The 23,552-nt window shown below is 55.6% G+C and carries 24 protein-coding genes; 3 read left to right on the top strand and 21 right to left on the bottom strand.

Going from position 1 to position 23,552, the window contains the following annotated elements:
• The 14 genes from rimM to ccoN all read right to left on the bottom strand — a co-directional run bounded on the left by rimM (position 1) and on the right by ccoN (position 14,017).
• Positions 1–675 carry a ribosome maturation factor RimM gene (gene rimM, locus IT893_RS01570; protein ID WP_063089191.1) on the bottom strand — a complete coding sequence of 225 codons (675 nt, stop codon included), beginning with the start codon at positions 673–675 and terminating at the stop codon, positions 1–3.
• A 47-nt stretch (positions 676–722) separates the two neighbouring features.
• Positions 723–1,136: a 30S ribosomal protein S16 gene (rpsP, locus tag IT893_RS01575; protein ID WP_008889815.1), complete on the bottom strand. Its 414-nt coding sequence runs from the start codon at positions 1,134–1,136 to the stop codon at positions 723–725.
• A 149-nt stretch (positions 1,137–1,285) separates the two neighbouring features.
• The gene (gene ffh, locus IT893_RS01580; RefSeq protein ID WP_063089190.1) at positions 1,286–2,773 is read right to left on the bottom strand and encodes a signal recognition particle protein; all 1,488 of its coding nucleotides are present in this window, start codon (positions 2,771–2,773) and stop codon (positions 1,286–1,288) included.
• A gap of 265 nt (positions 2,774–3,038) precedes the next feature.
• Positions 3,039–3,896 (bottom strand): pantoate--beta-alanine ligase, encoded by an 858-nt coding sequence (gene panC, locus IT893_RS01585; RefSeq protein ID WP_197146605.1) that lies wholly within the window; start codon positions 3,894–3,896, stop codon positions 3,039–3,041.
• A 45-nt stretch (positions 3,897–3,941) separates the two neighbouring features.
• Entirely contained in the window at positions 3,942–4,787 is an 846-nt protein-coding gene (gene panB / locus IT893_RS01590) for a 3-methyl-2-oxobutanoate hydroxymethyltransferase (protein WP_008889818.1), read from the bottom strand.
• 213 nt (positions 4,788–5,000) lie between these two features.
• Positions 5,001–5,699, bottom strand: a complete 699-nt coding sequence (locus IT893_RS01595) for a cyclic nucleotide-binding domain-containing protein (protein WP_197146606.1) — start codon at positions 5,697–5,699, stop codon at positions 5,001–5,003.
• A 79-nt stretch (positions 5,700–5,778) separates the two neighbouring features.
• Positions 5,779–5,967 (bottom strand): cbb3-type cytochrome oxidase assembly protein CcoS, encoded by a 189-nt coding sequence (gene ccoS, locus IT893_RS01600; RefSeq protein WP_197146607.1) that lies wholly within the window; start codon positions 5,965–5,967, stop codon positions 5,779–5,781.
• Between the two features lie 4 nt (positions 5,968–5,971).
• Entirely contained in the window at positions 5,972–8,344 is a 2,373-nt protein-coding gene (locus tag IT893_RS01605) for a heavy metal translocating P-type ATPase metal-binding domain-containing protein (protein ID WP_252724041.1), read from the bottom strand.
• Positions 8,345–8,391: 47 nt separating this feature from the next.
• Positions 8,392–8,910 carry a FixH family protein gene (locus IT893_RS01610; protein WP_197146609.1) on the bottom strand — a complete coding sequence of 173 codons (519 nt, stop codon included), beginning with the start codon at positions 8,908–8,910 and terminating at the stop codon, positions 8,392–8,394.
• 32 nt (positions 8,911–8,942) lie between these two features.
• Positions 8,943–10,448: a cytochrome c oxidase accessory protein CcoG gene (ccoG, locus tag IT893_RS01615; protein WP_197146610.1), complete on the bottom strand. Its 1,506-nt coding sequence runs from the start codon at positions 10,446–10,448 to the stop codon at positions 8,943–8,945.
• A 300-nt stretch (positions 10,449–10,748) separates the two neighbouring features.
• Complete coding sequence (gene ccoP, locus IT893_RS01620; RefSeq protein WP_064781177.1) at positions 10,749–11,621, bottom strand: cytochrome-c oxidase, cbb3-type subunit III; 873 nt, start codon at positions 11,619–11,621, stop codon at positions 10,749–10,751.
• A gap of 15 nt (positions 11,622–11,636) precedes the next feature.
• Entirely contained in the window at positions 11,637–11,798 is a 162-nt protein-coding gene (locus tag IT893_RS01625) for a cbb3-type cytochrome c oxidase subunit 3 (protein WP_008889825.1), read from the bottom strand.
• 15 nt (positions 11,799–11,813) lie between these two features.
• The gene (gene ccoO, locus IT893_RS01630; RefSeq protein ID WP_008889826.1) at positions 11,814–12,545 is read right to left on the bottom strand and encodes a cytochrome-c oxidase, cbb3-type subunit II; all 732 of its coding nucleotides are present in this window, start codon (positions 12,543–12,545) and stop codon (positions 11,814–11,816) included.
• Positions 12,546–12,559: 14 nt separating this feature from the next.
• Entirely contained in the window at positions 12,560–14,017 is a 1,458-nt protein-coding gene (gene ccoN, locus IT893_RS01635; RefSeq protein ID WP_008889827.1) for a cytochrome-c oxidase, cbb3-type subunit I, read from the bottom strand.
• A 418-nt stretch (positions 14,018–14,435) separates the two neighbouring features.
• Here ccoN and IT893_RS01640 point away from each other — a divergent pair, with 418 nt between their 5' ends.
• The 3 genes from IT893_RS01640 (at position 14,436) to pgk (ending at position 17,236) form a co-directional block, all read left to right on the top strand.
• Positions 14,436–14,942, top strand: a complete 507-nt coding sequence (locus IT893_RS01640) for a hypothetical protein (protein ID WP_197146611.1) — start codon at positions 14,436–14,438, stop codon at positions 14,940–14,942.
• A 100-nt stretch (positions 14,943–15,042) separates the two neighbouring features.
• The gene (gene dapF / locus IT893_RS01645) at positions 15,043–15,888 is read left to right on the top strand and encodes a diaminopimelate epimerase (protein ID WP_197146612.1); all 846 of its coding nucleotides are present in this window, start codon (positions 15,043–15,045) and stop codon (positions 15,886–15,888) included.
• A gap of 151 nt (positions 15,889–16,039) precedes the next feature.
• Positions 16,040–17,236 carry a phosphoglycerate kinase gene (pgk, locus tag IT893_RS01650; RefSeq protein WP_197146613.1) on the top strand — a complete coding sequence of 399 codons (1,197 nt, stop codon included), beginning with the start codon at positions 16,040–16,042 and terminating at the stop codon, positions 17,234–17,236.
• A 75-nt stretch (positions 17,237–17,311) separates the two neighbouring features.
• Here pgk and IT893_RS01655 read toward each other — a convergent pair whose 3' ends face one another.
• The 7 genes from IT893_RS01655 to IT893_RS01685 form a co-directional block, all read right to left on the bottom strand.
• Positions 17,312–18,298, bottom strand: coding sequence for a squalene/phytoene synthase family protein (locus IT893_RS01655; protein WP_197146614.1), 987 nt, complete (start codon positions 18,296–18,298; stop codon positions 17,312–17,314).
• 118 nt (positions 18,299–18,416) lie between these two features.
• Positions 18,417–19,031: a hypothetical protein gene (locus IT893_RS01660; RefSeq protein ID WP_157097741.1), complete on the bottom strand. Its 615-nt coding sequence runs from the start codon at positions 19,029–19,031 to the stop codon at positions 18,417–18,419.
• Between the two features lie 280 nt (positions 19,032–19,311).
• Positions 19,312–20,157, bottom strand: a complete 846-nt coding sequence (locus tag IT893_RS01665) for an alpha/beta fold hydrolase (RefSeq protein ID WP_197146615.1) — start codon at positions 20,155–20,157, stop codon at positions 19,312–19,314.
• A 36-nt stretch (positions 20,158–20,193) separates the two neighbouring features.
• The gene (locus tag IT893_RS01670; RefSeq protein WP_063089173.1) at positions 20,194–21,000 is read right to left on the bottom strand and encodes a methyltransferase domain-containing protein; all 807 of its coding nucleotides are present in this window, start codon (positions 20,998–21,000) and stop codon (positions 20,194–20,196) included.
• 120 nt (positions 21,001–21,120) lie between these two features.
• Positions 21,121–21,309 carry a hypothetical protein gene (locus tag IT893_RS01675; RefSeq protein WP_008889835.1) on the bottom strand — a complete coding sequence of 63 codons (189 nt, stop codon included), beginning with the start codon at positions 21,307–21,309 and terminating at the stop codon, positions 21,121–21,123.
• Positions 21,310–21,387: 78 nt separating this feature from the next.
• Positions 21,388–21,915, bottom strand: a complete 528-nt coding sequence (locus IT893_RS01680; RefSeq protein WP_008889836.1) for an RNA pyrophosphohydrolase — start codon at positions 21,913–21,915, stop codon at positions 21,388–21,390.
• 42 nt (positions 21,916–21,957) lie between these two features.
• A complete protein-coding gene (locus IT893_RS01685) occupies positions 21,958–23,538 on the bottom strand; it encodes a divergent polysaccharide deacetylase family protein (protein WP_252724042.1) in 1,581 nt (526 codons plus the stop codon).
• Positions 23,539–23,552: the final 14 nt, after the last annotated feature.

Here is a 23,552-nt window from a genome sequence, read left to right on the forward strand (position 1 = left end):
TCAGGCCTCCTTCCCGCTGCCGGTCGCGGTTTCCGCGCCTACTGCATCGGCAGTAACGGCATCAGAATCGCGGTCGGCCTGAGAGTCCTTGCGGGGTTTGTTCGGACGACGGTTACGATTACCGGGTCCGTCCTCATCCTGCAGTAGCCCCTCGGGCGGATTTACCACCATCTTGCGTTCCGAAAGAATGACCTCGGGCACGACTTCCTTGGTGAAGGGAAGAACAACAACCTTGTTCTTGGCTTCTTCGAGCGCGACTTCGATTACGTCGCCAGCGCCAAAATCAGCCACACCCCGTACGGTGCCAAAAACCGAACCATCAATGTGGAACGCTTTCAGACCGACAAGGTCAGCAAGGTAGAATTCATCTTCTTCAACCGTGTCAGGCAGTGCAGCACGCGGTACATGCAGCTTGGTGCCCCGCAGCCGTTCGGCAGCGTCCCGGTCGTCCACACCTTCGATCTTGGCGATCAGCTGGTCGCGGACATGTCCGACAGGAGACAGCTTGTATTTCACGCGTCCCTTGGCGTCGAACAACGGGCCGTAACCGACAAGGTTATCCGGATCGACGGTATAGCTTTTGACGCGCACGGCACCACGCACCCCGTGCGGGGCGGTGATCATGCCGACGCAGACATAAGCTTCGTCGTTTTTGGATTTGCGGGTATCAGCCATTTCGGTTCACAAGTTTCCGGTATCTGATCAAAGCGTGCCTTCAGCGATTACTCGCCTGCAGCTTCTTCTTCAGCAGGTGCTGCTGCTTCGGCAGCGGCTTCCGCAGCAGCGGCAGCAGCAGCTTCGGCTTTCTCAGCTTTCTCACGAAGACGTTCCTGAGCTTTCGCTTTCGGAGCAGACTTCTGCGGCTGTTCGGTCGGTTTGAACGCGTCAGCCAGGCCAGCTTTGCCCAGGAAACGTGCAACACGATCGGTCGGCTGTGCGCCAACGGACAGCCAGTATTTGATGCGCTCTTCTTTGAAGGTAACGCGGTTGTCAGCATCCTTCGGGAGCATCGGGTCGTAGGTACCGACGCGCTCGATGAAGCTGCCGTCACGCGGGGCACGAACGTCAGCAACTACGATACGGTAGTACGGACGCTTCTTGGCACCGCCACGGGAAAGACGAATCTTGACAGCCATTCGGATAAGTTCCTTTCAGCTTGGGTTTGTAGTCTTCTAAATCATGACCCCGAGGGGCCTATTCACTTGGTCTTTGATCCGGCTTTGTGGGCCGGTTTTGGTTCCTAAGAGGAATTCTTGAAGAACCCATTTCAGAACCGGGGGCTTGGCTATTTCTTTTTGCCGAACCCCGGGAATCCCGGAGGCAAGCCACCGCCGCCTCCCAATCCCGGCAACCCGGGCGGCAAACCGCCCCCGCCACCGGTAAATCCTTTTGGCAAGTTGTTGAGGTCGGGCATATCGCCGCCCTCAAGCATTGCCGGGTCCATTTTCGGCATGCCGCCAAACAGACCCTTTTTGCCCATCTTGCCCATCTTTTTGATCATGGTGGACATGGTCTGGTACTGCTTCAGAAGCTTGTTCACGTCCTGAACGCTCAGACCACAGCCCGCGGCAATACGCTTTTTGCGCGATGCCTTGATCAGGGCCGGGTTTTCACGTTCTTTCGGCGTCATCGACAGGATGATCGCTTCCTGGTGGGTCAGAAGTTTGGGATCAAGCTTGGTCTGCGACATCTGTTTTTTCAGCGCGCCCATGCCCGGCAGCATCCCCATGATGCCGGAAAGATCACCCATTTTCTGAAGCTGTTTGAGCTGTGCCAGAAGATCGTTCAGGTCAAACTGACCCTTGCGCAGCTTCTTGGCCATTTTCTCGGCGTCTTCGGCCTTGATGTTTTCGGCAGCCTTTTCAACCAGGCTGACAACATCGCCCATGCCAAGAATACGGTTGGCGATACGATCGGGATGGAAGGCTTCCATCTCGTCGATTTTTTCGCCGATACCGATCATCTTGATCGGGCAGCCGGTGATCTGACGCATCGAAAGGGCGGCACCACCGCGCGCATCACCATCAACACGGGTCAGAACGATACCGGTGATGCCGACCTTGTCGGCAAATTCCTTGGCAACGTTGACCGAGTCCTGACCGGTCATCGCATCGGTAACCAGAAGGGTCTCTACCGGGTTGACGGCATCACGGATCTGGGCGACTTCGCTCATCAGTTCCATGTCGATATGCAGACGACCGGCGGTATCAAGGATGACCGCGTCATAGCCTTCCTTGCGGCCGGTATCCATCGCACGTTTGGCAATCGAAACTGGTTTTTCGCCCATGACGATCGGCAGAATGCCAAGACCGTTATCGTCGGCCAGCACTTTCAGCTGCTGCTGGGCGGCCGGACGATAGATATCAAGCGATGCCAGAAGGACTTTCTTGTTGCGCTTTTTGGTCAGGTTCAGCGCGATCTTGGCGGAACTGGTGGTTTTACCTGAACCCTGCAGACCGACCATCAGGATCGGAACCGGCGGGGTGGAAGCGAGATTGATTTCCTCGCCTTCGCCCAGCATGTTTTTCAGTTCGTCATGGACGATCTTAACGACCATCTGGCCCGGCGTGACCGAACGCAGAACATCGGCACCAACTGCACGTTCGGTGGCGTTGGAAATAAAGGTTTTAACGACCGGAAGTGCCACGTCCGCCTCAAGCAGGGCGACGCGTACTTCGCGCATGGCCTCCTTGACGTCGGATTCTTTCAGCGCGCCACGTTTGCGCAGCTTATCGAGAACCCCGCCAAGGCGATCGCTTAGTCCTTCAAACATTCCAAATCCCGTCTGTGTTGCTGGTGTTTCCACCGTGTGCGCACAAAAAACTAAAACCCAGTGCTCGAAACTCGAGGACTGGGGGAGTCACCTCTTGGGCGACCTTTGGTGGGGAGGGTTTATTGGATCAGGGGGTGGGAGTCAAGCGCAATCGGGCGCAAAAGCGCGTTATTCTGCGCTTTTCATCCAGTTTGCTGCGCAATCGGCGATTCCGCCACTCTGCCCGGGTGTTTAACCGGCAGTCATGCCCGGATCATGCCCAGAATTACGCAGGCTCAATCGCGTGATTGTCAATCAGACGTGCCTTGCCCAGCCGGGCAGCAACAAAGATTCGGGCCGGTTTTGTTACCGTATCGCTGATCAGTTCCAGCGTTTCGGCATCGCGGACTTCAAGGTAATCAATCGGATCAAACCCGGCAGAAAGGATATCTTCGCGCCCCTTGGCCAGAAGCGGGCCAAGTTCGGCACCTCTGGCGGCCTTGGCAGTGATGTCGCCCAATACCTTGTTGAGTGTCGGGGCAATCGCACGTTCGTCAGGTGTCAGGTAGCGGTTGCGCGATGACATCGCCAGACCGTCATCTTCGCGCAGGATTTTGGCGCCGATAATCTCGACCGGGATGTTCAGATCTGCGCTGAAACGCCGGATGACCATCAGTTGCTGGTAGTCTTTCTGTCCGAAAATCGCACAATCGGGCAGGGCCTGAAGCAGTAGTTTGGTAACAACCTGTGCCACGCCATCAAAGTGGCCGGGGCGGGCCGCCCCACACAGCACATTGGTCATCGCACCATCGACAGAAACCTTGGTGGCAAAGCCGTCGGGATACATTTCCTCGACCGAGGGGGCAAAGCACAGCTCGACCCCGGCGTCACCCAGCAGTTTCTGATCGGCGGGCAGGGTGCGGGGATAGGCGCCGAAATCCTCGTTGGGCGCAAACTGGGTCGGATTGACGAAGATCGAAACGATCACCCGGTCTGCGTGTTCACGGGCAAGGTGTGTCAGGCTGATATGGCCATCATGAAGCGCGCCCATGGTCGGAACCAGGGCGACACGCAGGCCTTCGGCGCGCCAGTTGGCAACAGTCGCGCGCAGATCAGCGACAGTGTGAACAGTCGTAAGGGACATCGTTTTCGTCGTATCGAAGATTGCAGAAAATCGCGGCGGTCTGGATCAGACCGCGCGCAACTTACCTTTTTTCGCTAACCCAAAGCAATGTTCATCCGTCGGGAACTGACGGGTGCGCACTTCGTCGGCATATTGGCCGACGGCCTCGGATACCGCATCGCCAAGATTGGCGTAGCGTTTGACGAATTTCGGCGTGAAGTCGGAAAACAGACCAAGGATGTCTTCGGTGACCAGAACCTGCCCATCGCAGGCGACCGAGGCACCAATGCCGATGGTCGGGATGTCGATGGCCTCGGTGATCTGCCGTGCAACCGGCTCAACTGTGCCTTCGACGACAACCGAAAAGGCGCCGGCCTTGGCAACCGCCTTGGCATCTGCAAGGGTTTTGCGTGCGGTTTCTTCGTCACGGCCTTGGCTTTTGAAGCCACCCATGGTGTTGACCTGCTGGGGCATCAGGCCGATATGGGCCATGACCGGCACGCCGCGCATGGTCAGAAATTCGATGGTTTCGGCAAGTTCGGCACCGCCTTCAAGCTTAACAGCGGCACAGCCGGTTTCAGCCAGAATGTGGGATGCCGTGCGAAATGCCTGTTCCTTGGATTCCTGATAGCTGCCAAAGGGCAGGTCAACAACAACGCAGGCATTCTTTGACCCGCGCATCACGGCCTTGCCATGGTTGACCATCATATCGACGGTCACGGCAAGCGTGCTTTCCATGCCATAAACAACCATGCCCAGTGAATCGCCGACCAGAAGCAGGTCGCAATGTTCATCAAGGCGTTGCGCCATCGGCGCGGTATAGGCCGTCAGGCAGACAATCGGATCTTTGCCCTTGCGGGCACGGAGTTCAGGGACGGAGGTCCGGCCCATCTTTTTGCTGGTGGCACTCATGACGTTTCTCCCCCGGTACAACCGGATTTCGCTGCCCGATCTTTGTCGAGCGTGCGGTCATGTTTACAATATCATGACCGTGATCGGGAAACCTTTTTTGCAATCGCGAAATAGGCAATTCGGCCAATAATCGGGATTCCGGGCGTGGTTTGGCGGATCGTTCGAAGGATCTGCACCATAAAATGCTATTGGCCGATTACAGGCACGCAGAAATCACAGACCTTCGGCAAGATCTTCAAGCATGTCTAGACCGACCGTCTCGATATGGCGGTTATCCTTGAGTGTAATCGTTGCTTCCTTGCGCAACTGGGTCAGAGTGCGTGACACGGTTTCAATGGTCAGACCCAGATAGTCGGCAATGTCGGAACGGCTCATGGGCACGTTGATGGTCTCGCTGCTTTCGCCGCGATGTTCCTGACGGCGGGCCAGCATCAACAGGAAGGATGCGACCTTTTCCTTGGCGGTTTTGCGGCCAAGCAGAAGCATCTGATCCTGGGCTGCGGCCAGTTCATCGACCGCCATGCCCAGCATGCGTTTTTCAAGATGCGGAAACTTGTCGAACAGTTTTTCCAGCTTCTGGCGCGGGAACCGACATGCGGTTACCGGTTCAATCGCCTCGGCGGTGTAGCTGTAATTGGCATTCAGTGCGAGGCCAAGAAAATCCCCTGCAAACAGGAAACCTGTGATCTGGCGGCGGCCATCGCCAAGCAATTTATACAGCTTTACAGAGCCGGATGTGACGTTGAAGACGTAGTCTGCGTCTTCTGCCTCGTGGAAAATCGTCGTGTGCGGGTCATAATGCGCATGCGTAAGCAATTGACGCAGCTGATCATGTTCATCGCCATGCAATGCGGAGCAAAAAGTTAAGTCCTTGATAGAACAGGCGTCGCAGATTTGGGGGCGGACTGCCATCGCAGACTCCGATGCTGGTGACCCGGTAGGCGAATTGAAAACAAATCTATCCGATGAGATAGCCCTGTTTCAAGCAGTTCTAACGTTTGCCTTGCTGGAACTTCTTTGAGTCCCCCGGAGGCGTGACTTCGTCGTCATCAAACAAAATACGATTTGCCGCACCTTCCATATCGTCAAACTGCCCGGAACGCAACGACCACAAGAAGGCCCCAAGGCCCAGAAGACCCAGAAACAATGCAATCGGGATCAGGAGAAGGAGGTTGCTCATGGCATTATATCCCTGCCTGCTGCGACAACGTGGTCGCGGGTTTGACGCCGACCCCGTCAGACTTGCCTGATTTTGCGTGTAAACGCAAGGCATTGGCGATCACAATCAGGGATGAGGATGACATGGCGATTGCCGCAAAAAGCGGGGTGACAAACCCTGATACCGCCAGTGGAATGGTGATCACGTTATAGGCAAAGGACAGGGCAAAATTTTGACGCACAAGTCGATCAGCCTTGCGCGCGACATCAATTGCCTCGATCACGGCGCCAAGCCGATCACCCTGAAACACGATATCGGCCGCATTCTGCGAAATTTCAGCAGCCGTCGCCGGGGACATTGATGCATGGGCGGCGGCAAGGGCCGGTGCGTCGTTGATGCCATCGCCGACCATCAAATCATGGTTGCCGCGATCAGCGCGGGCCTGAATATGGTTGGCCTTTTCGGTTGGCGACATCCGTGCCATCCAGCTGGTAATGCCAAGTGTTTCGGCAAGCTGGCGCACGGTGCTTTCGCGGTCACCCGACAACAGGGTCATTTCAAAGCCACGCGTGCGCAGGGTGTCGATCACTTCGGGTGCGTCGCTGCGCATCGTATCGCGGAAGACAAACCGGGTCGGGGCAATGCCGGGTTCAGACAGCCACAATTCCGGTCCGGTAATATCGGACGGCACATCGGCGTTTTCAGCAACATTGCAGAAGGCACGACAGCCAAGCCGGATCGGACCGGCGGGACCCTGCATCATCAGGCCAAGGCCCGCTTGTTCGGTAACATTGGTTTGCGGGGTCACGTTTCCGGCGGCACGCACCAATGCGCGGGACAACGGATGGTTACTGTTGGCTGCCATGCCAGCGGCAAGCATCAGTTTGTCTTGCTGTGGTTCGCCGACCAGTTCGGGTTTGCCCGTGGTCAGTGTGCCGGTTTTATCGAAAATGATGCCGGTAATCTTGGTCAGTCGTTCAAGGGCGGTTGCCGATTTGACAAGAATACCCGCACGCAACAGACGCCCTGTCGCAATCACCTGAACCACCGGAACCGCAAGCGCCAGCGCGCAAGGGCAGGTAATGATCAGAACGGCGATGGCGTTCATCAGTGCATCCTGCCAGCCAATCCCGCCAATCAGCCACCAGCCGATAAAGGTCGCCAGCGACAAGGTATGCACAACCGGCGCGTAGGCCTTTGCCACCCGATCAGCAATGGCGACATATCTGGCACGGCCCTGTTCGGCATTTTCCATCAGGCGCACGATTTCGGACAGCAACGTATTGCCACCGGTTGCGGTGACTTCGATACGAAGCGGGGCGGAAATATTGGTGGTTCCTGCAAATACGGTGGTGCTAGGACGGGTCAGAACGGGGATGCTTTCACCGGTGATGATGCTGGTATCGACATCGGATTGGCCGTCGATCACCTTGCCGTCGATGCCGATCCGCTCACCGGCCGCAGCCAGAACGATCATGCCCGGTGTGGCCTTTTGCGGTGCGATCAGACGCCGCGTGCCATCAGGTTCAATCACGGTGATCGAGCGGGCATTCAGCGACAGAAGATGTTCAGCCGCCGAGCGTGCCTGTCCACGTGCGCGACCATCAAGGTACCGTCCGATCAGCAGGAAGAACAAAAGGGTAATCGCACTGTCGAAATAGGCATGCGGTTCGCCGCGAACGGTTTGTGCCAAACTCATACCCAGCGCCAGAATGACGCCCAGACTGATCGGCACATCCATATTGACCCGGCGATTGCGAATGGCGCCAAGGGCGGATCGATAAAACGGCAATCCGGCATAGGCCGCGGCTGGCAGCGCGATCAGGGCCGATATCCAGTGAAACAGATCGCGGGTCGCCCCGCCCATGCCCTGAAAATATCCGGCCCAGACCGAGACCGACAGCAACATCACGTTGCCTGCTGCAAACCCGGCAACCGCCAGACAGCGCAGCAATTCCTTGTTGCGTGATGTTGTTGCCTGTTCAAGGGCGGTCGGATCAAACGGGATCAGGCGATAGCCCATCTGCATCACGGGGCGAATGATGTCTTCGATATCGGAAACATCGCCCTGCCAGCTCAGGCGCAGGCGGCGTGTCGTCATGTTGACGCGGGCCTGCAATACGGCACTGTTTCGCTGCAGCAGGGTTTCGATCAGCCAGACACAGGCCGCACAATGGATGCCATCGACCATCAGGTTCAGATGATGATGACCGTCGGTATCGGTGCTGGCCAGTTCGGTGAAATCAAAGCTTGCGATTTCGTCTTCGTCCGGGCGAAGGGCCCGGACCTTGGGATCGATTGCGCGCCGGTTGTAATAGGATGTCAGCCCCATTTCGCCCAATAGCTCATAGGCGCCAGAACACCCGGCACAACAAAAGTCTGGTGCGGCAGGTGACATGGCTGTCACCGGCTCGCCACAATGGCGACAGGGCTGAAGGGCGACGTTCATGGATTTACGACGACATACTCGACAGTTTGATAATCATCGCCCATCGCGTTGGCGATGGTGCGCAATTGCCAACGACCATAAACCGGGAAGGCAGCACTTGCACGATATTCACCCGGTGCTATTTCGGCCATCGCGATGGTGGTATCCAGATCGTCACGGTCTGCCCGCGACATCACAATGGACATTTTCGCCCCGGTGATCGGGTTGGAATCTTTGTCGCGGAACAGGACGGTGATGGTGCCGTTTTGATCAATGACACCATCGACGCTAAGCTTGCTGCGCCAGCCCAGTTCTTCCTGACGGGCAGCACCGGAAATGGCCGCGTTATAATTGTTGCCCTCTTCGAAGGCATGCTTGGTCACAAGGCCATTCCAGCTGGTCATCGAAAACGTGATCAGCGAAATGTTGGCAATCAGCATGATGGCGAAGCCGCCGACAAAATACCACGGAATCCAGCGATCCGACTTGCGCGGGCCATTCTGATCTGTGGAAGGTGATGTCATCTGCATTGCCATATCTTGTCTCCTGAACTGAAACGCTTTTGCGATCAGCGGTCGTTTTCCGGACCGGCGAACACTGTATCATATGTTTCGGTGTTACCGGTTTCCTTATCGGTCACCGTGAATTCAAATGGTGTCGATTTACCATCAAGTGTTTGAGGATCCGCTGCCACAAAGACACGGAAACTGCCGACCCGGTCCGGGGCCACATCAAGATCATAGGTGCCGTCCTGGTTCGGGGTCAGGCCGATGATCTGGAAATCAGTTGCGTCAATTCCGTCAAGCGACAGAACATAGGTTTTTTCGGCCTGTTCCTTGTTGAGAACCTTAAGGGTATAGCCGTTGCGCACGTCACCATCAGACAGGGCAACGAACAGCGGGTTACGGTCGCGCAGGACATTGAGCTCAAGCACCGAACGGTTGGCCAGACCAAACATCATCACGGATGCGACGAGCACCAGAAGCACCGCATAGAATATCGTTCTGGGGCGAATGATGCGCACACGTGTGGCTTTGCCCTGGGCGCGAAGCTGACTGTTCTGGACCGAGTCGAAGCGAACCAGATCGCGCGGGAAGCCGACCTTGTCCATCATCTCGTTGCAGGCATCGATGCACAGCCCACAGCCAATGCACTCCATTTGCAAGCCATCGCGGATATCAATGCCGGTCGGGCAAACATTCACGCAGGCGTGGCAGTCGATGCAGTGGCCGGTTTCGGGCACTTCGCCGCGCATAAGGTTTTTACGTTTGATCGGACCACGTGTTTCACCGCGCCAGCTTTCATAGGTGACGATCATGCTTTCATCATCAAGCATGGCGGACTGGAAGCGTGGCCAAGGGCACATATAGGTGCAAACCTGTTCACGTGCCCAGCCTGCCAGAAGGTAGGTCGAGCCCGTCAGAAATGCGATGGTGACATAGGTTCCAAAGGTGGCATTGGCGGTGAAGATATCGACCATCACGGTCGGGGCATCGTGGAAATAAAGGACAAATGCACCACCGGTCGCCATGGAAATGACGATCCAGGCCAGATGCGTTGCACTGATTTTCCAGATTTTTTCCAGCGTCCATTTCGATTTGTCGAGGCGGACACGCGCATTGCGGTCGCCCTGGATATAGCGTTCAACCAGCATGAACAGATCCGTCCACACCGTTTGCGGGCAGGCATAGCCGCACCAGATACGCCCAAACAGCGACGTTGCAAGGAACAAGCCGACAGCGGCCATGATCAGGATGCCGGTGATGTAATAGACTTCCTGTGGCCAGATTTCGATGAAGAAGAAATAGGCACGCCCCAGATCCATATCGATCAGAACGGCCTGATCCGGTGCACTCGGCCCACGGTCCCAGCGCAGCCATGGCACGACCCAGTAAATGCCCAAAAGTGCAATCAGCGCAAACCACTTCAGGTTCCGGAAACGTCCTGAGACGCGCTTCGGATAGACTTTGTCGCGCTTTTTATAAAGCGGGACTTCATCATAATCGCCTTCGTCGACGATGTGCGGGACGTTTTTGGGTTCGATATCTGGTTGCTGCAAAGTGGACATGGCCATGTTCGCTACCTGGTTGTTGCTCTGAACCTTGCGACTGCTCTCTGTGCGGGGCGAACCCGCCAGTCGCTTTGAAGGTTGGTCTGTCAGGAGAACGTGGGTTTCTGGCAGCTTTACAGAGCAAACTCTAATTATTCAAATCTCAGGCAGAAAATACGAGAGACCCGGCTTGCACACCATGACACATGTCAATTTGTTAGCCGATATTGGTATGAATTGTTGTGGGTGAGCTGCCCGGCAAAGAAAAAGGCCCGCGATTACAAATCACGGGCCTTTTTGAAAAAGTTGTATTTGAACGCGGACTTACTGGCCGCCACCGAGCGAGTGGACATAAACCGTCAGCATTTTGATGGTTTCTTCGTCCAGACGGCCTTCCCATGCCGGCATGACGCCGCGACGGGAATTCATGACCGTTTCGGTGATGGTTTCTTTCGAACCACCATAGAGCCAGATGGCGTCTGTCAGGTTCGGTGCACCGAGATCCTGAATGCCTTTGGCATCGTCACCGTGGCAAGAAGCGCAGTTTTCCTCAAAGACCACCGCACCGCGATCAGCCGCAGCGGCGTCAGTTGCACGGTCCGTGAAGGACAGAACATATTGAACCACATCTTCGATCTGGTCGCGTTCAAGCAGTTCGTCACGCCCAAATGCCGGCATATCATTGAAGCGGGTATCTTCATTGGCATCCCAGCGCACACCGACATGCAGTGTCTGGTTGATGGCATCAAGCGTCCCGCCCCAAAGCCACGCATCGTCCTGAAGCGACGGGAAGCCCGGGTTACCCGAACCACCGGTGCCATGGCACGGTGCGCAGTTATCGGCGAAAACGGCCTTGCCGCCAGCCATGGAGAAGTTCAGAAGTTCGCTGTCATTGGCGATTTCCGATACATCCAGGGCAGCCAGACGTTCCATGTAAGGTGCACGTTCGGCCGCAACACTGGCCATGGTTTCGTGCAGTTCGGTACGGTTGGTGGTGCCAAACATACCTTTGAGATAGTCATTGGCAGTCGGCCAGGACGGGTAAACCACCCAGTAACCAACAGACCAGATGACGGTGATCCAGAAGACATAGACCCACCAGGACGGCAGCGGAGTATTCAGTTCCTTGATGCCATCCCATTCATGACCGGTGGTATCTGTGCCGGATACCTGATCTTTCTCGACTTTTGTCGACATTGCTCTGTTCTCCCCTCAATCCTGATCCCGGAAGGGGATCTGCGCATGCGATTCCATGTCCTTGTTGCGCTTTTTGCTTGGCCACATGACCCAGGCAATAATCGCGCCGAACAGCAGCATCAGCCACAGACCCCACAGAGGGCGGAAAAAGTCAGCGAGTTGCGTAAAGAATTCCATGACGATCCCCTTGCATTAGCGCAGGTTCATCTGCGGGTTGTAGGTGGTGAAGTCGACCATCCGGCCCAGGACCTGCAGGTACGCAACAAGCGCATCCATTTCGGTCAATTCTGCCGGGTTGCCGTCAAAGTCACCTGTTGCCGCATTCGGATAGCGCGCGAGGAAATCATCGTCATAGGCCGCATCCTCGCTGGCCTGCAGATACAGGTCTGCCTTGGCTGCCTCGATCATCTCGTCTGTGTAGGGGACACCTACCATCTTGAGGGTCTCGAGATGTGCCTGAGCGTCATCGAAATTCAGTTTGCGTTCCGCCAGGAACGGATAACCCGGCATGATCGATTCCGGCACAACAGCGCGCGGGTCAATCAGGTGGGCCACATGCCATGCGTTGGAATATTTTCCGCCGACACGTGCCAGATCCGGACCGGTTCGTTTTGACCCCCACTGGAACGGATGGTCATACATCGATTCTGCTGCAAGGCTGTAATGGCCATAACGTTCGACCTCGTCACGGAACGGACGGATCTGCTGGGAATGGCAATTATAGCAACCTTCACGGAGATAGATGTTACGACCGGCCTGTTCGAGTGGCGAATAGGGACGGACACCTTCCACTTTCTCAATGGTCTGTTCCATCGTGAACAACGGTACAATTTCAACGATACCGCCGATGATGATGGTCAGGAAAATACCAAGGATCAGAAAGAAGACGTTCTTTTCTACGATATGGTGTTTTTTAAGAAGCATCTCTGGTTCCCCCCTTATTCGGCTGCAACGGGTGCAGGTGTGCCGATTGGTGCTTCGTTACGGAGGTCACCCTTGATGGTCTTGTAGATGTTCCAGACCATCAGCAGCGAACCCAGCAAGAACAGCAGGCCACCGGTTGCACGAATGATGTAGTAGGGATGCATTGCCTCGACAGTTTCGATGAAGGAATACTGCAGGAAGCCAAGGTCGTCATAGGCGCGCCACATCAGGCCCTGCATGATCCCCGAAACCCACATCGAGGTGATGTAAAGAACGATCCCGATGGTACCGAGCCAGAAGTGATGAGCCACAAGGCGCATCGAATACAGGCGTTCACGGTGCCAAAGGACCGGGATCAGGAAGTAGATCGCACCGAACGATACGAAGGCAACCCAGCCAAGCGCACCGGAATGCACGTGACCAATGGTCCAGTCGGTATAGTGCGACAGGCCGTTGACCGCCTTGATCGACATGACCGGGCCTTCGAAGGTCGACATGCCGTAGAAACCGACAGCCGCCACCATGAAGCGCAGAACCGGATCCGTGCGCAGTTTGTCCCAGGCGCCCGAAAGCGTCATCAGACCGTTGATCATCCCGCCCCATGACGGCATCCACAGCATGATCGAGAAGGTCATGCCAAGGGTCTGTGCCCAATCCGGAAGTGCGGTGTAGTGCAGGTGGTGCGGACCAGCCCAGATATACAGGAAGATCAGCGCCCAGAAGTGGATGATCGACAGGCGATAGGAATAAACCGGACGTTCGGCACGTTTCGGAATGAAGTAGTACATCATGCCGAGGAAGCCAGCCGTCAGGAAGAAGCCCACAGCGTTATGGCCGTACCACCACTGGGTCAATGCATCCTGTACGCCCGAGAACATCGAATAGGACTTCGTGCCCATGAACGAGACCGGAATGGCAAGGTTGTTGCCAAGATGGAGCATCGCAATGGTCACGATAAAGGCCAGATAGAACCAGTTCGCGACATAAATGTGCGGCTCGGTACGTTTCAAAAGGGTGCCGACAAACATTGCCAGATAGCAAACCCAGACGATCGTGATCCAGATATCAACGAACCATTCCGGTTCGGCATATTCACGACCCTGGGTCACACCGGTAACATAACCGATGGCCGCCATCACGATGAACAGCTGGTACCCCCAGAACACGAACGCCGGAAGTGCGCGACCGCCATAAAGCGGTGCGCGGCAGGTGCGCTGCACGACATAGAATGACGTTGCCAGAAGCGCGTTACCGCCAAAGGCAAAGATCACTGCCGAGGTGTGCAGCGGACGCAGGCGTCCGAAGTTCAGAAATTCTGTATCAAAATTGAGAACCGGAAATGCGAGCTGCCATGCAATGACATCGCCCACCAAAAATCCGACTACTCCCCAAAATACGGTCGCAAGTGCGGCCCAGCGCACAACGTCCATATTATAATTGACAGCAACTGAAGGCGATGCTGCCTGTGCCATGCTCCCCTGGCTCATGCTTGACTCCCGTTCAAGGTGGTCGGGTGAACTGCCCAAAACCCTCTCGGGCAGTTTCAAAAGTCCCGATGAACCGACGACCTTCTTGATCTTCGGTCCACCTGCACAAAAAGCCCCACCCAAAATGCACCTTGTCTGAAAGTCAGGGCGCGTTATTCCGGGCGAGGTTTCCCAATTCGTTCGGCGAGTATGCGGACAGTTCATCCAAAAGCCATTGACCTACGTCAATCTCGGCTTGCAAACCCGTCAGAAATTCAATCGGCGGAAACGTATTGGCCCTTCGGCTGGGTACTTCTGTACTGGCTGTGTTTATGCGCGCCAAACCCTCAAAAGGTGTTGATGCACATCAAGGTGGGGCCGATTTATTTGCGGCATGATCTGCTAAATTCCAGAGGGCAGGATCATGTCAGAAGCCTACAAGTCACTTCCACTTACAGCACAGACAGCGGATATGACATATCCGCTGGTTCAGATGTTGAAAGTCGACATGTCTTTTGACCGTTGGCGTGCATTCGTCGATCAGTATTGCATGCCGGTTAACAAGGAGTCAGTTGGTGCAGGCACCGACGGTGATGACATCCTCTGGCAACGTGAGCGCGGCATCATCGTGATCGCCAACGAGCGCGGCTATATCCACGGACTGTTTTCGTATTATGTCCGTGATGACATGACCGATGGCGTTGTCTTGCATGTCGACAATGTGATGGCGGTTGAAATCGTATCCGGCGACTATGTCCTTGATGCGATGCGCGATGCCATGAGCCGTTTGGCGCGGGTGCATGATTGCCGCAACGTCTATGTTTCGCTTGGTGAACTTGATGAACGTCTGAGGGGATATTTTTCCCGGGCCGGATATGCACCAAGCAAGGTGCGCTATTGCGCACCAGCAAGCCCGCGCTTGACGGCCTAGAGTTCAATCCAAGTCTGACCTTTTCCGATTTGATAAAACGCCCGCTCTGTCGGGAATTCCAACTGTGGACGCCTTGCGCAATCAGGATTATAAGGCGGGTATGAACGGTATTCCTTTTGTCAAAATGCATGGTTTGGGAAATGATTTCGTTGTCCTTGACGGACGACGTGATCCTGCTGTGCTTGATCTTGATGACGCGACCGCTGCCCGTATTGCCGATCGCAAGACCGGGGTTGGTTGCGATCAGTTGATCGTCATCGAACCGGCCCGGGATGATCTGGCCGATGCCTTCATGCGCATCCGTAACAATGATGGCGGCGAGGTACAGGCGTGTGGCAATGCGACCCGCTGTGTGGCCAATATCGTCATGGGCGAACTTGGCCGCAAAGACGTGATCATTGAAACCGTTGTCGGTTTGCTGGATGCCAATGGTCTGGCTGATGGCCGTGTCACGGTTGATATGGGGCAGGTCAAACTCGATTGGCGTGACATTCCGCTGGCCGAGGCGGTCGATACCAACCATATTCCGCTTTCACTCGGTCCGCTTTCAGATGCGGTGGGTGTCAATGTTGGTAATCCGCATGGTGTTTTCTTTGTTGATGATGCCGAGTCCATTGATATCGAAAAATTCGGCCCGGTGCTTGAACATCATGAAATGTTCCCGGAACGCGCCAATATCGAAGTTTGCAGCATCATTGATGAAAACAAGATCCGCATGCGCGTTTGGGAACGCGGTGTCGGCGTGACCCGTGCATGCGGGACGGGCGCCTGTGCGGCTGGTGTTGCGGCGGCACGCCGCGGCCTGACTGGTCGCAAGGTCGAAGTGATCCTTGATGGCGGGCCACTGACCATTGAATGGCTGCCCGATGATCATGTATTGATGACCGGCCCGGTCGCGACAAGTTTTTCTGGCTTTTTGCACGCGTCCCTTCTGGGAAACCATTGATCAGGTTTTCCTGATTGGTCTTTTGACCGGTTTGATCTGGCCTTGCGTCGGATGAGGTGATCGGGCAAAACAAGGCGCATCAGGATTTGGTTCAATCCATGTCGGGACACCCAATCCCGTCTTTTGTGAAACTCAAAAGCAGGTTCAGATAATGGCTGACTTCAATACGCTTGACGGTGTCAATGTCGCTGGCAAGCGCGTTTTGCTGCGCGCTGATCTTAACGTTCCGATGAAGGATGGTGTTGTTGGCGATACGACTCGTATCGACCGCACCGTACCGGGCCTGATCGAACTGGCGGATGCCGGGGCGAAACTGGTTGTGATTACGCATTTCGGTCGACCCAAAGGTGCGCGCGTCCCGGAAATGAGCCTGAAACCGGTTGCCGATGCCCTTGCCAAGCAGCTTGGCCGTCCGGTGAAGTTTGCGGATGACTGCATCGGTGACGCGGCGGCAAGCGTGGTCAACAGCCTGAAAGATGGCGAAATCGCCCTTCTTGAAAACCTGCGTTACCACGCCGAAGAAGAAAAGAACGACCCGGCCTTTGTCACTGAGTTGGCAAAGCTTGGCGATATGTATGTCAATGACGCGTTTTCCTGTGCGCACCGTGCGCACGCCTCGACCGAGGGTCTGGCACGCGCGCTTCCGGCCTATGCCGGTCGTTTGATGCAGGCTGAACTCGAAGCGCTTGGCAATGCGCTGGAGGCACCAAAACATCCGGTGATGGCGATTGTTGGCGGTGCAAAGATTTCCACCAAGCTTGATCTTCTGGGTAACCTTGTTGCCAAGGTCGATCAACTGGTGATTGGCGGTGGCATGGCCAACACCTTCCTGGCAGCAAAGGGTGTCAATGTTGGCAAGTCACTGTGCGAGCATGACCTGCTTGATACCGCGCGCGAGATTTTCAAAAAGGCCGAAGCTGCCGATTGCGAAATCGTCCTGCCGGTCGATGGTCTGGTGGCGAAGGAATTTGCCGCCAATGCGCCGCATGATGTTTGTGACATCAACGACGTCGCTGCCGATGGCATGATCCTTGATGCCGGTCCGGCAACCATCGAAGACCTGAACAAGCGTCTCGAGACTTGTGAAACGCTGGTCTGGAACGGCCCGTTGGGTGCGTTTGAAATTACCCCGTTTGACACCGCAACCGTTTCGGTCGCCCAGCATGCAGCAGAACTGACCAAGGCTGGCAAGCTTCTGTCGGTTGCAGGCGGTGGCGACACTGTCGCGGCCCTGCGTCATGCCGATTCTGATCAGGCATTTTCATATGTCTCGACCGCAGGTGGTGCGTTCCTGGAATGGCTAGAAGGCAAAACCCTTCCGGGTGTGGCGGCCCTTCGTGCCAGCTAAGCCATTTGATTTTGGCACAAAACAACAAACCCCGCCAACTTGGCGGGGTTTTCTTTTGCGGCGCGTTTAGGAAGCCTAGTCCTTTTTGACGTCAGGCAGGCTGTTTTGGGCCGTGCTTTGCATGATTTCATCGCGTTCGGTCAGGAAGCCTGCATAGCCGTTTTCCATCATGGCTCCGCCCAGTTCGATATAGACGGTGAACAGGCGCGACAAGGTATCGGCCTCGTCCGTATCCAGAACCGACAACAATTCACCCGATCTGGCTTGCCCGGTTTCGAAATGCTCCCAGGCATGTTCGAGCAGGATTTTACCGAGATAATCGAGATCACCATATTTGCCCTGACCGATGGCATTACGGATTTCACCAAGGGTGATGTCGGCAGCGATCAGGACTTCTGCGGGGATGGTGACAAGGCGGTCGGGGCCTTTGATGTCTTCGGGCAGGTCGCGCAGAATGTGGATGATATAGCAAAAGATCGCCATGTCCCGCGCGTGATACAGCGGTGGGTTGGTCAGTGGCGAGGTATAGCCGATCTCTGCGTCATACCGGGCGGACAACAGATAGACAAAAATCGATGCCGGTGCCGCGGTTGCCCCTTCGCAATAGGCGATAAAATCTTCCCATTCGTCCATCGGTTCTTCGGCGATGTCACGATGAAGCGCGTCTGCCAATTCGATCCATGGATCTGCGGGAAGGTCGCTGCGTCCCAACGTCAGGCGCAGGGCCTGATAGACCTCAGCCGACAAAGGGCCGTTTTCGGGCAGCGGATTATCCAGATCTGCCTTGGCGGCGATGACCTGTGCTTGCCATTGATGAATGGTTTGCAGGACAAATTCGCGTTGGGCATCGCGCTCGGCATCAGGAAGTTCAAGGAAACCGTCATCGACGATATCGTCGATCACACGCATCGAAGCATAGGCTGCCAGAAAGAAACGCTGCCGTTCGGGCGAAAGGCGCATTGCGGCACGATACAGATTGGCATTCTTTGCGGCTGCCAGTTCGTTGCAGGCATCGAATGGTGGTCCAAGTACAGCGTGTTCAGGAGGGAGCGAATGGCTCATGCGTGTCTGGATGTCCCGTTGGTTTGCTTTCAAACAGTCATACAGCACTGCCAGCGCTGCGCAACATCCGAATTGGGAATTGTCAGGGGCACTGGCATACGGGTGCGCAACCGCATGATCAGAACTGGATCCGGTATCTGGCCGTCAGCCCCAACATGGCATCAATGCCATCAAGTAGACCGTCACTGGGGCTCGTTGTGGTCAAATCACGTGAAACCGAGCCATGCAGGCCGATCCAGATATCTTCGAGCGGCATGTAAGACAGTGAGCCGGCAAGTCCGGCATCGTTGGTCAAGCCTGTGCCGGTAAAGCCGAACCTTGGACGCGCACGATGTTGCATACCGAATGCATCGGTCTGGTAAACACCAAAATTGCCCGGTGTCGCGGCATCAAGATCAACGAACGGTCCGACGGTAAAACCAACATCAGGGGACGGTGAATAGCCAAAGCCGATTTGGGCATTCATGCCGTGATCAGAACGCGGCGTACCACCGAATTCAAGCCAGTACTGTGCCGGATTGTGAGGATCTGTTGCATCGGGACCAAGTGTCAGGCCATAGCGTGCCGACGGGGTAAAGCTGCGATCAAAGCCGGTTGGGTTTGAGGATGAAATACCGCCGGGGCCAAATGCGCTGCCGCCCGGGATCAACGTAACGCCGGTTTGCGATGTTGGTTCAGTTTGGAGCGATTGGGCAAAAGCCGAGGGGTTCTGAACCAGACCCGCATGCAGCAAAGCCGTCAGAAATATCCATATCCGGTGTCTTTTTGCCCAATTTGGCCAATGCAGCTTTTTCATGTCGCCTGTGCCCACAGGTGATCAAACAACCACAGCAATCGAGGCAACAGCCAGACTGCGTCCTTTGCCGGACGCTTGAATGGTTTGATTTTGTCGGTCCCAACCAACAACCGTTGAACCCTTGCTGCGTTCTTGGCGCGTAGCAAACTTCATCGGGTTCTTGACGGACGGGGTTTTCCGGCGTGACTTGATCCTGCGATTTACCGGGGATTGCCGGTCAGGATGTGCTCGTGCTCAGAAAGTCCCGAATTGCGTCGATTTGCGCTTTATCATTTAAGTGGGGTGCGTGCCCGCAGTTCGCCACTGCAAAAACCGGCATTTGTGGTTTTTTCTGTTTCATTTTATCGACGATGGATTTCGGAATCAGATCGGACTGTTCGCCACTGATCAGCATGACGGGACAGGGCAGGGCTTCAAATTCGGCCCAGGCATCAAAGTTATCAATATGTTCGGCAAAAACCCGCATCACTTGCGGGTCGTAATGCATCATGAAATTGCCATTGGGCAGGCGACGTACGGAACGTGATGCCAAAAAGGCCCATGTCGCATCATCGGCCACGCCGAAGGAGGCATAAACCAGACGAACAAGCTGTTCGACCTCGTTGATGGTTTCAAATTCCGGGGATGCCCCGACATAGGATTTGATGCGCGCAACCGCGGCAGGATCAAGTTCGGGGCCAATGTCGTTAAGCACCAGCCGTTCGATGCGTCCGGCGACTTCGGTTGTGGCATAAAGGCCAATCAACCCACCCATGGATGTGCCGATCCAGTCGCAGGTATCAATGTTGAAATGATCGAGCAGTTCAAACATCTGGGCGACATAGAAGGGCACGGTGTATTCCGTGTCCGGATCGCTGGCCCAACCGGAAAATCCCCGCCCGATCATTGATGGGCAAAGAACATAGTATTTGTCGGTAAAATGCGGTGCGACATGGTCAAAGTCATCAGCCAGACGCGCCAGCCCGTGCATCATTAGAAGCGGTCGATTGGCCGGATTTCCCCAAGCCCTGACATGGACTTCATAGCCACAGCATTTGACGAAATGTTCGCGAAAATCGGCCATGGTATGCTCCTTGTCAGGGATGTGTTGTTCGGATCGTCAGGCGGACTTCTTGCGGGCGATCATGAACAGGCGATTGAAAGGAAACAGGGTACGTCCGTCATCGCGTGACGGATAGACCTGATTAAGCCGTTCCTTGTATTTCGCAGTGAATTTTGCGCGCGCTTCATCATCGGGCAGGGCATCCATGACGGGACGCAGGATGGTTGAACTGGTCCAGTTATAGACCGCATCTGGCCCGGTCAGCACGTGGCAATATTGCGTTTGCCAAAGGTCGACTTCATCACATGCAGGTGTCAACACATCGAAATAATCACCCGGGCGCATGATGCGGGCCGCATGCATCGCGGTTGCCACTTCCTTGCGCCAGTCCATCCCGGCTTCGCCAATCAACTGGTGGCTGGGTGCCAGGAAATTGTTGGGCACCTGAATGGCGATAATGCCGCCGGGGCGAAGATGTTCGAGAAGGCGCGGAAACAGCTTTGAGTGATCGGGTACCCAGTGCAGGGCCGCATTGGAAAACAGCAGATCAACCGGCGCGTCCGGTTGCCAGTCGGCGATGTCGGCCTTTTGCCAGGTGATGTTTTCATCCCGCTTGCGCGCGGTTTCAAGCATCTCGTCTGACGAATCAACACCTGTGATACGCGGTCCGTCAGGATCGCTTGAACCATATGCATCGGCAAGTATGGCTGTTACTGAACCCGGGCCACAGCCAAGGTCGACAATATGACGGGGTGAAAACCCGCTTGCCGGTTTGGGCAAACGCGAAATCAGATCGATGGCAGGTCGCAGGCGTTCATTGCCAAACAAACCGTAACGGGCAGGATCCCAGTGTGTATTGCTCATGGGAAAGTCTTATCGCGTTTCGGATGTCATTTGAAGCATCGAGGAGAGGTGCCGACAAAAACAAGCGCCCCAGACCAGAGGTTGGGGCGCAGAAATCCGATGATACATCAAAAGCAGCGATCAGTGATCGGACGCTTCAAGCTGGTCATAATGGCCCTTGATCAGATGGAACATGAACAGCACGGCACCAATGAACATCGCAAGCCCGACGAAGTAGGAATAACCGTCCTGCGAACCTGACGCGTAAAACAGGCCGAAAAGACCGACCACGATGGTCAGAACACCAAAGATCAACCGATCCATACCCATGTTGGAACTCCTCTAAGCCGAATGTTTGTTATTCAAATTTATCGAAAACTGTACTGCGATCAAACCGCAAACATCGTCTTATGCCTGACCCTTTTCCCGAATTCTTTGCGGTATGTCATGAAACTCGGCAGCAATTTGTAAATAAACCGGCCTTTTGAACGGCACAATAAGGTCCGGCAGGGTTGCCAGATCGTTCCAGCGCCAACTGTCAAATTCCGGATCCGGGACATCAATATTGATGTGTTTGTCCTTGCCGGTAAAGCGCATGGCGAACCATTTCTGTTTCTGGCCGCGATACTTACCCTTGAAGGCCTTGCCGATCAGGTGTTCGGGCAGGTCATAGGTCAGCCAGTTAGGCGTTTCGGAAATGATTTCAGCCTTGTCGGTGCCGATTTCTTCCTTGAGTTCGCGCATGGCGGCTTCAATCGGCGTTTCGCCGTCATCAATGCCGCCTTGCGGCAGTTGCCAAGCGCCTTCAAACCCGAAACGGTTGCCCATCCAGACCAATCCGTCTGCGTTAAACAGGGCAATACCGACGCATGGCCGATAAGGAAGATCATCTGCCGTGACTTTGTCTGCGTTCGGGGTGTCGGACTTCTTTGCCATGACTGCTCCTGACTGACAGGGCCGGGGTACCGGCATCTGTCATTAGTTCTCGATTGTGTTGGCGGGTTCGTCGGGCTCCGCCAGATCGGCAGGTTCCGAAAGTGCTTCTTCCTGCTCTGCCTGTTCTGCCATGACCTCACGTTCGCGTTCCTCGGCTTCAAGGCGGGCGGCCTCTGCCTCGTCGGCAGATTGCGGCGTGACCTGCTGGCCTGATACGGCACTGACCGGGACCAGAACAACGCCCTGACGTTTCAGGCGGAAGGCCCAGTTGCGCAGTCGCTGGATCGTCACCGGATAGGATTGCGCAATCCCGACGGCTACGCCATTGCGTTTGGCGATCTCGACCAGTTCGGCCAGCCGCCTGTCGATGTGGCGGCGGCTTGGCGTGTCATCAATGATGACATTGCTGATCGCATTCGGTGTTCCGTCATTTGCTGCCAGTTGCGCGCCATAACTGGCGACACCGCTTCCGGTGCCTTCGACATACATAAGGCCAGTACGCGAAATGAATTCGATCACCGGGCGAATGGCACTATCTAGGCTACCAAATTTCGATCCCTGACGACTGACCAGGCCGGCATAGCCCGGGAAACGTGCCAGCAACCATTCCAGACGGACAAGGTTCTCTCCCTCTGACAGGGATGTCAAAAGTGCGCGCGGTCCGGGATCTGACAGCGGGAAGTCAGCAGGTTCCATCGGAAGTTCAAGGAAGACCTCGTGGCCCATGGCGCGTGCTTCGCGGGCAACTGTTTGCAGATCGCGGGCATAGGGCGAAATCGCCAGTGAAATGTTAAGCGGCAGATCATTGATGGCCGCGTCGGTGCGTTCTTCGTTCAGGCCAACACCGGTCAGCATAACCGCGACAACCGGGGTTCCTTCGGGCAGTTCGAACGGGCGTTTGTAGGCTTCAAACGGTGTGGTGCCATCATCGCCGATGCGCGGGATACGGCCAAAACTGCCTTCCTCGTCAAGACCGGGCAGCGGGGCCGGGCGTAAGGGATCGGGTTCGATCGGTTCGTCAAACGATCCTTCTTCCTCGATCAGGGCGGCGAGTTCTTCGGGTGTCGGGGCACCATCACCGGTGCCATCGGTTGCCCCCGGTGTTCCGATCAGGTCGGAAACGCCATCAAGGTTGCCGGCAATGTCTTCGGCCGACTGGCCTTGGCCATTTGCACCGTTGGCAGCCTCCATCGCGGCGCGATCGCGATCCTGAATGTCCTTAACACCGCGCGCGATTTCTTCTTGCAGTTCGCGTTCGGTGCCCGGAACCGTGATCGTGGCTTCCGGCCCGCCAGCATGAAACAGCCGCCAGCCGGTTTCCGGATCAAGTACCGGGATCATCGCGACCGCTGTTGCGCAAAACGGCGACAGGAACAGGGTAATGATCAGCAGTTTAGAAAGCCAGCTACGCCGGGATTTCGGCCGCTTTGGCATTCGTTTGAACTGGACTTCGATCGGCAGTTCATTAAAGGGCAAGTCATCGAGATTGACGTTGTCTTCACCGTCGTCGGCGTCAGTCATCCCGTCGCCAAGGTCGTCGGCCAAATCACTGACCATGTCCTCGTCGATGTAACCGTTCTTTTTCTTTCGGAACGGCAGGGAATTTAGGATTTTCCTGAACACGCGCAACTAGTCTC

It is taken from the genome of Thalassospira sp. A40-3 (assembly GCF_015871485.1).
Lineage (GTDB): Bacteria > Pseudomonadota > Alphaproteobacteria > Rhodospirillales > Thalassospiraceae > Thalassospira > Thalassospira tepidiphila.